General features: G+C 67.8%; 8 protein-coding genes and 5 pseudogenes. 6 read left to right on the top strand and 7 right to left on the bottom strand.

Annotation, left to right across the window (positions count from 1 at the left end):
- Positions 1–90: 90 nt before the first annotated feature.
- Positions 91–465 (bottom strand): annotated as a pseudogene (locus ACZ45E_RS39685) (transposase); the annotation flags it as partial.
- A 295-nt stretch (positions 466–760) separates the two neighbouring features.
- Between ACZ45E_RS39685 and ACZ45E_RS39680 the strand changes: the two are divergent.
- The 3 genes from ACZ45E_RS39680 to ACZ45E_RS39670 are packed head-to-tail and all read left to right on the top strand — an operon-like array spanning position 761 to position 3563.
- Positions 761–1651 (top strand): alpha/beta hydrolase, encoded by an 891-nt coding sequence (locus ACZ45E_RS39680; RefSeq protein ID WP_468231393.1) that lies wholly within the window; start codon positions 761–763, stop codon positions 1649–1651.
- Positions 1652–1695: 44 nt separating this feature from the next.
- Positions 1696–2157 carry a nuclear transport factor 2 family protein gene (locus tag ACZ45E_RS39675; RefSeq protein ID WP_468231390.1) on the top strand — a complete coding sequence of 154 codons (462 nt, stop codon included), beginning with the start codon at positions 1696–1698 and terminating at the stop codon, positions 2155–2157.
- The gene (locus ACZ45E_RS39670) at positions 2157–3563 is read left to right on the top strand and encodes an MFS transporter (protein ID WP_468231388.1); all 1407 of its coding nucleotides are present in this window, start codon (positions 2157–2159) and stop codon (positions 3561–3563) included. Before ACZ45E_RS39675 ends, ACZ45E_RS39670 begins: the two co-directional genes overlap by 1 nt.
- Positions 3564–3571: 8 nt before the next feature.
- Here ACZ45E_RS39670 and ACZ45E_RS39665 read toward each other — a convergent pair whose 3' ends face one another.
- From ACZ45E_RS39665 to ACZ45E_RS39655, 3 genes and pseudogenes are all read right to left on the bottom strand, one after another.
- Positions 3572–4495 carry a LysR family transcriptional regulator gene (locus ACZ45E_RS39665; RefSeq protein WP_468231386.1) on the bottom strand — a complete coding sequence of 308 codons (924 nt, stop codon included), beginning with the start codon at positions 4493–4495 and terminating at the stop codon, positions 3572–3574.
- 57 nt (positions 4496–4552) lie between these two features.
- Positions 4553–4984: pseudogene (locus ACZ45E_RS39660) on the bottom strand (IS5 family transposase); the annotation flags it as partial.
- A 219-nt stretch (positions 4985–5203) separates the two neighbouring features.
- Positions 5204–5422: pseudogene (locus tag ACZ45E_RS39655) on the bottom strand (transposase); the annotation flags it as partial.
- An 81-nt stretch (positions 5423–5503) separates the two neighbouring features.
- Here ACZ45E_RS39655 and ACZ45E_RS39650 point away from each other — a divergent pair.
- Both ACZ45E_RS39650 and ACZ45E_RS39645 read left to right on the top strand, forming a co-directional pair.
- The gene (locus ACZ45E_RS39650; RefSeq protein WP_468231385.1) at positions 5504–5809 is read left to right on the top strand and encodes a hypothetical protein; all 306 of its coding nucleotides are present in this window, start codon (positions 5504–5506) and stop codon (positions 5807–5809) included.
- A 43-nt stretch (positions 5810–5852) separates the two neighbouring features.
- Positions 5853–6937: pseudogene (locus tag ACZ45E_RS39645) on the top strand (IS110 family RNA-guided transposase); the annotation flags it as partial.
- On the opposite strand, the pseudogene ACZ45E_RS39640 reads toward ACZ45E_RS39645, so the two are convergent.
- Positions 6931–7168, bottom strand: a pseudogene (locus ACZ45E_RS39640) (transposase); the annotation flags it as partial. The pseudogenes ACZ45E_RS39645 and ACZ45E_RS39640 overlap by 7 nt on opposite strands.
- Positions 7169–7361: 193 nt before the next feature.
- Complete coding sequence (locus ACZ45E_RS39635; RefSeq protein WP_468231382.1) at positions 7362–8867, bottom strand: hypothetical protein; 1506 nt, start codon at positions 8865–8867, stop codon at positions 7362–7364.
- Between the two features lie 440 nt (positions 8868–9307).
- On the opposite strand from ACZ45E_RS39635, the gene ACZ45E_RS39630 reads away from it, so the two are divergent.
- On the top strand, positions 9308–10495 hold the full coding sequence (locus tag ACZ45E_RS39630) for a phage baseplate protein (RefSeq protein WP_468231379.1): 1188 nt from the start codon (positions 9308–9310) through the stop codon (positions 10493–10495).
- Between the two features lie 41 nt (positions 10496–10536).
- Here the strand turns inward: ACZ45E_RS39630 and ACZ45E_RS39625 are convergent, their stop codons facing one another.
- On the bottom strand, positions 10537–10689 hold the full coding sequence (locus tag ACZ45E_RS39625) for a hypothetical protein (RefSeq protein ID WP_468231378.1): 153 nt from the start codon (positions 10687–10689) through the stop codon (positions 10537–10539).
- Between the last annotated feature and the right edge of the window lie 190 nt (positions 10690–10879).

Raw genomic sequence — 10879 nt, 5'->3', positions numbered from 1 at the left:
TACCCGGACCGGCCGCCCGCACCCTGGAACAACTACACGCCCGAGCGACTCCCATCGAAGATCGACCCTGACAGCTATTCAATTACAGGCCCCCGCGGTGCCGGAGTACTGCCGCTGCACCCCGGCCGAGCGGGTGCCCTTCTTCAGAAAGCCGGTGTCATCGACGACCAGGACAGCATCGCGGTCACCGAGGTTTTCAACGACGTAGTCACGCACGTCGTCCAGCACCTGGTCAGCGTCCCAGTCGATCCGGTTCAGCAGCCGATGGATGCGATCGGGCCCTGTGTGCCCGGCTTCTTCTGCCAGCGTCCAGCCGTTCTTCCGCTCCAGCGGGGCTATCAGCCCTCGCATGTAGGCCAGCGCGGACTGTCGCGGTTCCTCCCGGCTGAACCTGTGCACGAACCGCTCGTGCACCGCCCCGAGTTCACCGGCCCACACTCTGGCATCAGCAAGGTCCCCACCCATAACCGGACCAACGACCGAGCTGGCCAACAGTCACGGCAAACACCGTTGCAGTACTAGAACGGCCGTACAAGCGCCGCAGTTGCCCCACGCTTCACGTGTCCCCGTGATGTCGATGAGCACAACCATTCCAGTCACACCGCAAGAACCATCGAGCGGCCCCACCGGCCGGCATCGCAGCAGCGCCGTGACCAGGTTTAGCTCTGCTCAAGTCAGCCTTAGTGATCAGGCGTTGTTCACGGCTGCGGAAGCTGCCAGCGTGTTGCTTCCCCGATTTCCCAGCTCTTGGAGTTCCTCCATGCCCGTATGCGAACACGTAGGTTTTCCGAGCGAGGCGGGCAAGCTCGCGGGCCGTCTCTTCCTTCCCAACGGCGACAGGACGGCCCCCGTGGCGGGCATACTGGTTGCGGGGACCTGGACCTCGGTCAAGGAGCAGATGGCCGACCGCTACGCCGCGGAACTGGCCCGGCGTGGCTTCGCGGCCCTGTCCTTCGACTTCACCGGGTACGGCGAGTCGGACGGTGTGCCACGGGACTACGAGTCCGCGGCGCTGAAGATCCGCGATCTACGTGCGGCAGCCGATTTCCTGAGCACTCATCCGGCAGTCAGTGGTGGGGAACTCGGCGTACTGGGAGTGTGCGCCGGGGCCATGTACGCGAGTGCCTTCGCCGCAGAGGATTCCCGGGCACGCTCGCTGGCACTGGTGGCGCCGTGGTTGCACGATCGCCGTATCTGTGAGGAGAACTACGGCGGCCCGGCCGGCATCGAGGCCAAGAAGTCCGCGGCGGCCGCGGCCCGGCACCGGTACGAGGAGACTGGGGAGGTCACGTATGTCCCGGTCGTCAGCGACACCGACCCCGAGGCCGCCATGCCCTTCGCCATCGACTTCTACATGAACCCCGAACGCGGCGGGATTGAGCAGTGGCCCAACCGCTACGCCGTCATGGCCTGGACCGAGTGGCTCGACTTCGATGCCATCGCCGTCGCCCCCCGGGTGACGGCGCCGACACTGCTGGTGCACAGCGAGGACGCCGCGATCCCCGAGGGCGCCCGCCGCTTCCACGCCGCCCTCGCGGTTCCCGGCGAGTTCCTGTGGACCGAGGGGGTCCAGTTCGACTTCTACGACCAGCCACGCCAGGTCGCCCTCGCCGCCGACGCGGCCGCCGAGCACTTCGCCCGCACCCTGTGAACACCCCGGCCTCTGCCACCGCTGCCTTCAGGAGGTCACCTGTCATGTCCGAGCCCGTCACCACAACTGCGTCCAAGTACGCGGTCGCCGAGACCTGCACCCGAATGGTCGTGTACGCCGATCGGCGTGAATGGCGGTTGCTGCGCGCGCTGTTCGCCGACAATGTTCTGCTCGACTACACCAGCCTGGCCGGGGGAGAACCGGTCCGGCTCGCGCCGCAGGAGATCGTTGACGCCTGGACCGGCACACTCGGCGGTTACGACGCCACTCAGCATCTCGTCGCCAACCATCTCGTCGACATCGGCGGCGACCGCGCCGTATGTACGGCCTCCTTCCAGGCCTCTCACCGTCTGGCCACCGCGTACGGCGCCTCATTATGGACGCTGGGTGGCGATTACCGATGGGAGCTGGCCAGAACCGGTGACCGCTGGCTGATCGACACGGTGGTGATGACCGCGACCTGGGGTGACGGGAACCAGGCTCTGCCCTCGCAGGCTGCCGGCTGATGCTGTCCCAGGTCACGACGTCCACCGGGCCGCCGCACACCTCAGACCGCGGCGGATCCACAGCCGTGCTCGGCGCCGCCTTGCTGGGCTTCTTCCTCATTTCGCTGGACGCGCTGATCGTCACGGTCGCACTGCCCGACATCGGCCGCACTCTCGACGTCGGCATGTCGGGGCTGCAGTGGGTGGTGGACGGATACACGCTGATGTTCGCGGCCTTGATGCTTTCCGCGGGCGCGCTGTCGGACCGGATCGGCGCCAAGCGGGCGTTCGCCGGCGGTCTGGTGCTCTTCTTACTGACCTCGGCCGGCTGCGGGGTCGCGCCCGGGCTCGAGGTGCTGGTCGTGGCCCGGCTGCTGCAGGGCGCGGCGGCCGCGGTGATGATGCCGGCCTCCTTGGCCCTGGTGCGGCAGGGATTTCCCGACCAGGCCGCGCGAGCGCGGGCCATCGCGCTCTGGACGGTGGGCGGCGCGGTCGCGGTGGCCGCCGGACCGGTGGCCGGCGGAGCGCTTACCGCCTCGGCCGGCTGGCGGTGGATCTTCTTCGTCAACCTCCCGGCCGCTGTGCTGGCCCTGGCTCTGCTCACCCGGATTCCGGCGTCGTCGCGTCTGCCGACCCGGCTCGACGGCGTCGGCCAGGTGACGGCGGCGCTGACGATGGGCGGGCTGACGTACGGCGTGATCGAGGGCGGCGCCGAGGGCTTCGGGCGCCCGGCAGTGGTGCTGTCGCTGGTCGTGGCCGTGGTCGCGGCGGCCGGTTTCCTCGCCGCGCAGGCCAGGGGGTCGCATCCGATGCTGCCGCTCCCACTGTTCAGGACTCGGGTGATGGCGGTGTCCCTGGCCGTGGGCTTCATGCTCAATGCCGCCTACTACGGCGGAGTGTTCAACTTCAGCCTGTACCTTCAGCAAGAACGCGGGCAGTCGGCGCTCCACGCGGGGCTGATGTTCATTCCGATGACCGCACTGGTCGCCGTGGTGAACCTGGCTTCGGCACGGGTGGCCGCCCGGTACGGCCCCCGGGTGCCGATGGCGGTCGGCCAACTCGTGGGGATGAGCGGTCTGCTGGCACTTTTCACCGTCGGTGGCCATACGAATGTGTGGGCGGTGGCGGCGCTGATGGTGCCGGTCGGCCTTGGTGGCGCGCTCGCGGTGCCGGCGCTGACCGCGATGCTGCTTGACGCGGTGCCCGCTGACCGGGCGGGCACTGCCGGGGCGGTGCTCAATACCGCCCGTCAGGCCGGCGGCGCAATCGCGGTCGCTGTCTTTGGAGCCCTGCTGACCGGAGCGGGATCATTCCCTGTCGGAATGCGCTGGAGCGTGCTCATCGCGGCAACCGGTCTGCTCGCGACCGCCGGTGCGACGCTGACACTGCCGGCGGCCAGGCGAACCAGCCGGACCGCAAGAACGTAACAGCCACCTCAGACCGGTGGCCGGGCGCAAGTGAGGATGGTGCGTATGGCGGCCTGCAGCCCGGCCGACTGTCCTTCGTTGCGCCACATCAGCGCGTACTCGACGGGGTCGGCGTCATCGAACGGCACGTAGGTGATGTCGGGCCGGGCGTGGTAGGTCCCGGCCTTGGCCGCCGCCACCGTGGCTCCCTTGCCGGCGCCCACGAGCGACAACACCCCCTCCCAGCCGTGTGCCGTCGGCCCCTGCTCGATGCGTCGCCCACTGGGTGTCTGGGATGGGTAGAACTCCTGTCGCCATGCCTTTGACACCGCCGCCGCCGTGACCAGGGGCAGCACAGAGAGATCTTCCAACGACACCGTCTCTCGCTTCGCCAGAGGATGGGCGGTGGACACCACCAGTGCACGGCGCTCGGAGAGCAGTACCGGGCCCACGACAACGTCGGGCTCTTCAACGGGCGGCTCGGCGATCAACAGATCCACCTGTTTCGTCCGCAGCGCCGCAATGGCGGCGCTATAGGTTGCGTTCGACAACTCGACCGCGCAGCGCGGATAGCGGGTGGAGAAGATGTCCCCGGCGCGCACGAGGAACTCTCCGGTCCACGGCGTGGTGAAGCCGATCCGCAGCACGCCGCGGACCTGCGCGCAGACCTCCCTGGCGTTGGCGACGGCTCGCTGGATCTGCTGGTGTGCGGGCAGTAGGTCGTCACGGAGTTGACAGCCGACTGCGGTGAGGGCGACGCGGCGGCTGCTGCGCTCGAACAACGCGCCACCGATTCGACGCTCAAGCTCCTTGATCGTCTGACTGATCCGGCCGGGAGAAACCTGCAGCCGCTCTGCGGTCCGTGCGAAGTGCAGCTCATCGGCCAGCGTGAGGAAGGCCTCGATCTCATACCGCTCCACCACGCCACCACCCTTGACCACGAAAGCACTCACATTTCCGCGGTGTGCTCGTTGCTGTGTGCTTCATTTGCTTGTGTACCCACACTTTACTTAGAGTGCGGACGCCAGTCCGGGAAAGGCCAGGTAGCGCCTGGTTTCCGCTCGTAGCGGTGGTTGAGTCGGCGGTAGCCGGTCGGCCACGACATTGTGCGTTCGATGACCCACCTTCGGCGGCCGAGCCGCTCGCTGGAGTCGATGCCCTTGCGGGCGATACGGACACCGATGCGCTTACCCCGTAACCATCGCCGCAGGTGAGGGACGTCGTACGCCTTGTCTGCATGAAGGCGTACGGGTTTGGAGTCGGCCGCGTGGAGTTCGTGTCCTGTGGAAGTGGGCCAGCATCGGCTTCAGGGCGAGGCTGTCGTGGGTGTTGGCCGCCGAGAGCGCGACGCGTAGGGGCAGTCCGTTCGTATCCGACAGGACGTGCATCTTGGAACGTGGCTTGCCCCGGTCCACGCGGCTCGGACCTGCAAGTTCGCCCCCGAGGCTGCTATATGGCGTCAAGCCGCTCGAACGAGATCCTTGGTCCGTTCCAGAGTCTCGGCCGGAGCGTTCGACGATCTTGAAGAGTTGGCGGTAGATCGCTCGCTTGAGGCAGCGTTGCGCGTCGAGGGAGGCATTTCCCTCGGAGACTCTGCGGGCGACGTACGTCTTGGTGATCGGGTCGAGCCGCATCCGGATCAGCGAGATGGTGTGCAGGGCTCGGTTGAGCTGCCGGTCGCCGTTGCGGTTGAGCCGGTGCCGGTTGGTCAGCCCGCAGGAGGCGGGAATCGGTGAGACGCCGGCGAAGGATGCGAAGGCGGCCTCGGACCGGAAGCGGCCGGGATGGGACCGGCTGACCAGGATCTGGGTCGCGGTGATCGGCCCGACGTCGAGCAGGTCCAGGAACTCAGGTGCCACCTCGCGGACCAGGGCGAGCATCTCGTCCTCGAGTTCCTTGGCCTCGGCCTGCAGGGCCTGGATCCGCTGGGCGGTGGATCACAGAGCCCATGCGGTCATGCGGTGCTCGATGTCCTGAGTCGGTCGGCCCCGGAGTTGGGCACAACGGGCCATCTGGGCGGGGCGCTTGAGCTTCCGCAGCTCGGCCCGGAACTCGTCCGGTGCGGGCACGATCAGCGACTTGAGCTGGTTGATCGCGGCGGTGGAGGCGAGAACGGCGCCGTGTCGGGTGGCGAGCAGTACACGCAGGGCTTCGCGCTCGCCGCGGAGCCGGGGCTGGATCAGGTGCTCACTGGCCAGGGCTTCCTTGGCTGCGCGGATCGCGTCGATCGTGTCGGTCTTGCGGCCGCCGCGATGCCGGCACGCTGAAGCCGCAGCGGAGGCCGGGAAGGGTGTCAGCTGGGGAGGATGAGTGAGCGACGCGGGCGGGATCGATGTCTACCTCGGTCTGGACGTCGGCAAGGGTCAGGATCACGGGACCGCCCTGACTCCGGCGGGCAAGAAGGCGTTCGACAAGACGCTGCCCAACAGTGGACCGCGGCTGTGTGAGCTGTTCGAAAAACTCCAGTCCAGGCACGGAACGGTACTGGTCGTGGTGGACCAGCCAGCCTCGATCGGGGCTCTGTCACTGGCCGTCGCGCGGGATGCCGGCTGTCGTGTCGCCTGTCTGCCGGGACTGACGATACGGCGGATCGCCGACCTCTACCCCGGTGAGCCCAAGACCGACGCCAGGGAAGCTGTGGTCATCGCCGATGCCGCCCGCACCATGCCGCACACTCTGCGGGACCTGGCGCCGGACGACGAGACCGTCGCCGAGCTGAACATGATCGTAGGCTTCGACGATGACCCGGCCGGTGAGGTCACCCGCACCAAGAACCGTCTGCGCGGGCCGCTGACCCAGATCCATCCCTCGCTCGAGCGGGTCCTGGGTTCCCGGCTGGATCACCCGGCCGTCCTATTCCTGCTCGAACGCCACGGATCTCACACACAGTTGCGGAAAGTCGGCGGACGACAGCTGATATCCATGCTGAGGCCCAAGGCACCGCACATGGCAGAACGGCTCGTCGCAGACATCTTTAACGCGCTCGATGAACAGACCGTCGTCGTGCCCGGCACCGACGCTGCGGCGCTGATCGTGCCCAGCTTGACCGCCTCGCTGACCGTCGTGCTCGACCAGCGCCGACTCCTCGCCGCCAGAATCGGACAGCTGCTGGAGGCACACCCTCTTTCTCATGTCCTGACCTCGATGCCCGGCATCGGGTTCAGGACCGCAGCCCGCATCCTGATCGATATCGGTGACGGCAGCGGCTTCGCCACCGCGGGCCACCTCGCCGCCTACGCCGGCCTGGCACCCGCCACCCGCCGGTCCGGCTCCTCGATCCGCGGCGAGCACTTGGCCCGGCGAGGCAACAAACAGCTCAAGCGAGCTTTCTACCTCGCTGCCTTCGCCTCGCTGTCCCAGCCCGACTCCGGGCCTACTACGACAGGAAACGAAGCGAGTCGACCAGGTCCTGCTCGTTCAGGAGCTGGAGAATCTTCTGATGCAGTCGGCCCCAGGCCCCGGCGCGCGACCAGATGCGAAGTGGCGGTGCACGGCCGACTTCGACGCTCCGAAGCACGGCGGCAACGCGCCCGCCATGCACAGCCGCTGACCAGGACGTAGATGATCGCCGCGAACACCGCCTCATCAGCGATGTTCGCGACCCCGCCACCCTGCGGACGCACCCGTACGAACTACCAGCACAAAATCAGTGACAGTCTCCGGTTGTCCAGAGAAAGCGCAGGTCAGGACCGGGTACGTGTTCCGGCAGGCGCACCAGTGGCCCCGACGACCCCTCGTGCGCCCCCAACGGCCATCGGAGGAGCCAGAGAGGGAGAGGCTTCCGGGCAGGTCGTGGCCTCGAGCGGCGTCCGAGTCAGTTCAGGCTCGGGTGGCCTTGCGTCGGCGGGCGAGAGTGAACAGCACGGTGCCTACAGCCAGGATGGCGCCCGCAGCAGCCGCGTACCAGGGGAGGGTGCCTGCACCGGTGTCGGCCATCGGGCCGTGGGCGGTACCGCCCGACGACGTAGTGGCGGAGCCCCCGTGGTCAGGGGACGAGGAAGAGCTGTCGTTGTCGGGTGTGGTCGTGGAGGCGTCCGATGGTGCGCCCGTGCCTGCTGTCTCACCGGTCCCGGGGATGGAGCCGTCGCCCAGCTTGCCGTCGACGGTCACGAAGATGCGTGCGGCGTCGTTGTCGGGGTGGCTGTCGCCTGCGTCCACGGCCTCGATCGATCCTGGGGTGAGGGCTTCGGGCTCGTCGATGCGCAGCTCGAAGACGAACGGCGTCACCTGGCCGGCGTTGAAGTAGAAGTCGTCGAGGTCCTGGTAGCACGTGTAGCGCTTGGTGTCGGAGCTGCCGGTGGAGGAGGCCGCACGGCAGCGGTCCGGGACCTTCAACGCCGTCGTCCCGGCTGGGAGAGTCACTGAGGCGCGAGTTGAAGCATCGGCTCCCGGTTCCGCACCCCAGTTCTTGAAGGTGGCCGGTCCGTTGTTGCGCAGGCCCAGGTCAGCCTTCACCACCTGTCCGGGCTTGCCGTCGACGGCGGCTCCCACCGCCTCCACGTCCCGGGAGGTGTCCGCGACGGCGGCGCCGTACACCTCGCGGCTCAGCGGCAGCGCGGCTTCCTGGGCGCGTTTCGACAGTTTCAGCTCGCGTCCGGTGCCCTGGTGCGGGGAGCGGAGGGAGGTGCCGGTCGCCTTCTTCTCGGTGATTGCCCCTCGCCACTCTTCGGACGAGGCCGCGGCGCCGACCTTGATGGCGGACACGTCCAGGTCATAGGCGGCGTTGGGTTCGACGGTCCCCTGGATGTGGCACACCATGCCCGTGTCCTCGGCGAGGTACTGGGTGCCGTACCTGCAGTTGCTGAATTCCTCGACGAACGACAGACCTTGGGTGAGGTGGAGCGTGACGTAGACGTCGTTCACGGTACGGGTACTGAAATTCCTGAAGCCCACTACGGGTTGCACCGTTGAGCCGGGCTTCGATCGGGGGGCGGAGCCGTGGTCGGGCCCGGTCCGGTCGGCGAACAGGCCCAGGTCCGCGACGGATGCTCTGAACGACTTCTTCCCGAGAAGGACGCCACCTGCCTCGACCGACACCCGGACCTCACCGGCGAAGCCGGGCCGGGCATTTGGGAGCGCGGTGAACTGCGGCTCAGCCGCGCTGAACTTGGCCCCCGGTGCGATCGGCTTGCCCTCGTTCACTTGCCCCGGCTCGCAGACGATGACCAGATCGGCCTTCTTCGTGCAGGGCTGGTTCTCCATCGTCATCTGACCTTTGAGCGCCGATGCGTCGATGGTCACGGAGACGTTCTTCAACTCCCGGGCGCCGGTGTTGCGGCCCTGGACGTACAACCCGTGAGAGGGAGAAGTGAAGGGCTCGGCCACAACCCCCTCCGTGGAGCCGGGAGAGGACAACTCCACTGACGCGTCACCGTCGGCGGCCCCGGCGGGTGAGGCCACGCCCAATGCCAGCAACCCCGCCGCGAGGCCGGTGCAGCCGGCTCGTATCGCATAGCTCGTCAGAAATCTTGGGGTGGCGTTTGGCATGGTGCTCCTGGAGGCGAGTCGATGATCAAAGGTCTCCTGACCGGGTACTCCGACCGTCGAGACCGGACAAAGGTTGTATGCATGCAGAGCTTGGCGGGTTCCGGGTCTGACAGACGCCGTGGCTCCGCACCGCCAGCGGTGAGGGAGAAAGATCCGGGGCGAGGGCTCCTGGCGCCTGCACACGCCGGCCGACCTGACTGCGCCTGACCGGCCGGTGTGGATCTGCTGACGCGCCGCGGCGAAGTGGGCTGTGCGGGCATGGGCTTAGATGGGCGACCATGACCGACAACACGCCTTCACATCCCAGCCGCCGTTCCCTGCTTGCGTGGACCGGTACCACCGCGCTGGCCACCGCCACCGTAGCTCTGGGTGCGACATCGGCCTCGGCTGCCACCGTTCCCGCGCCGGGCTCCGCTCTCCTGGTGCCGTCCGCCCGGATCGACCTCAACAGCCCCGCCGAGAAATGGATACGCGAGAAGCCCACCCGCGACGTCACCATCATCCAGGCGCTGGGCTACGACAATGCCAACGGCCACATCTACCTCGCGCAGGTGACGCAGGGAGGCCTGAAACTGACCGGCGAGAGCGCCCCGGTCAGCAGCGCCGACCGCAACCGGCGCGGCGATCTCACGATCACCAAGTGGGACATGGACGGCAACACCCTGGGCTATATGTATCTGCGTGGTTTCGGGCACGGCGGCAACATCGGTGTCGAACCGGTCGGCAGCGGCGCCTATCTGTGGATGGAGGCCGACGGCGTCGAAACCATCGACGTCTCCGGCAAGTCGTCCAGCCGCGGCACCCGCCTGGCCCGCTTCCCGTTCCGTAGCGGCCAGGTCCTCGAGACCACCTCACCGACCCTGGCCAAGTACACGCCGGTGTTCGGCTCCACGCACAACAGTGTGACCATCGACCCGGTCTACGGCCGCCTGGCCATCCGCTACCAGGACACGGACAAGGTCTTCAAGTTCCAGCTCCACGACCTGGACCTGGCCCGCCTCGGGGTCTGGAGCCAGCCGCTCGCGACCGTCAGCCAGCCGTCCCTGACCGCCGTCCCGGGCTGGCCCCTCACCACCTACGGGAGCCCTTTTCTCCAGGGCTACGCCGTCGTGGGCCGTTACCTCTACATGCTGCACGGCAACAGCTACGGCTCGACACAGACGATCGACGGCCAGGATGTGGTGGTCTCCGCGCCGGGCGTCGGCAACACGTTCCTCTCCGCGGTGAACCTGGCCACCGGTGCCTTCGACCCCGCTCCGCCCGCCCCCTTCGACGTGAACGTCAATCCCCTGCACACCACGGCCGCCTACACCCTGACGTTCCGTGAACCCGAAGGCCTGGGCGTCCACGTTCCGGACCCTGCCCGGCCGGACGTCTTCGGCCTCGCCATGGGCTTCGCCTCGGACGAGGCAGGACAGCGCAAGGCGAGCATCTACGGCAAGACCGGTCTCGTGCAACCTGCGTGAGCCGACCGACCGCATGGGCCAGGGGCTGCCGGCGTGTGTGCTCAGCGTGCGGCGGTGCCGAAGGTGGTGCCGGCGGTGGGCAGACCTCCGGTGCCGGGCTGGTAGGTGGTCACCGCGGCCTTGGTGCTGCCGGGGAGGACGTTGTTAATGGGCAGGGCGTGCAGGGCGCCGTAGGCGGCGGGGCTGTAGGACATGCCCGCATCCCAACTCCGGCTCCGTGCACGGGAGTCGGCACGGTCTCAATGGTCTCAGTGTCGTGCGCGCGCAGCGCGCTCGTCCTTCTATCCTTCTGGCGATCTGGTTCATGGTCGACTTCCAGGGATCTGGTGCATTCCCGTGATGAGCGAGCACGCCTCATCTGCGGGCCACCTCGGCGGGCTCTGA

Source organism: Streptomyces sp. NPDC030991, from assembly GCF_055571235.1.
This window is presented reverse-complemented; position numbering and strand designations above follow the sequence as displayed.

Excerpts from the sequence above, each read along its gene's own strand:
- ACZ45E_RS39680 (WP_468231393.1), top strand. The coding sequence starts at position 761 with ATGCCCGTATGCGAACACGTAGGTTTTCCGAGCGAGGCGGGCAAGCTC.
- ACZ45E_RS39675 (WP_468231390.1), top strand. The coding sequence starts at position 1,696 with ATGTCCGAGCCCGTCACCACAACTGCGTCCAAGTACGCGGTCGCCGAG.
- ACZ45E_RS39670 (WP_468231388.1), top strand. The coding sequence starts at position 2,157 with ATGCTGTCCCAGGTCACGACGTCCACCGGGCCGCCGCACACCTCAGAC.
- ACZ45E_RS39630 (WP_468231379.1), top strand. The coding sequence starts at position 9,308 with ATGACCGACAACACGCCTTCACATCCCAGCCGCCGTTCCCTGCTTGCG.
- ACZ45E_RS39625 (WP_468231378.1), bottom strand. The coding sequence starts at position 10,689 with ATGTCCTACAGCCCCGCCGCCTACGGCGCCCTGCACGCCCTGCCCATT.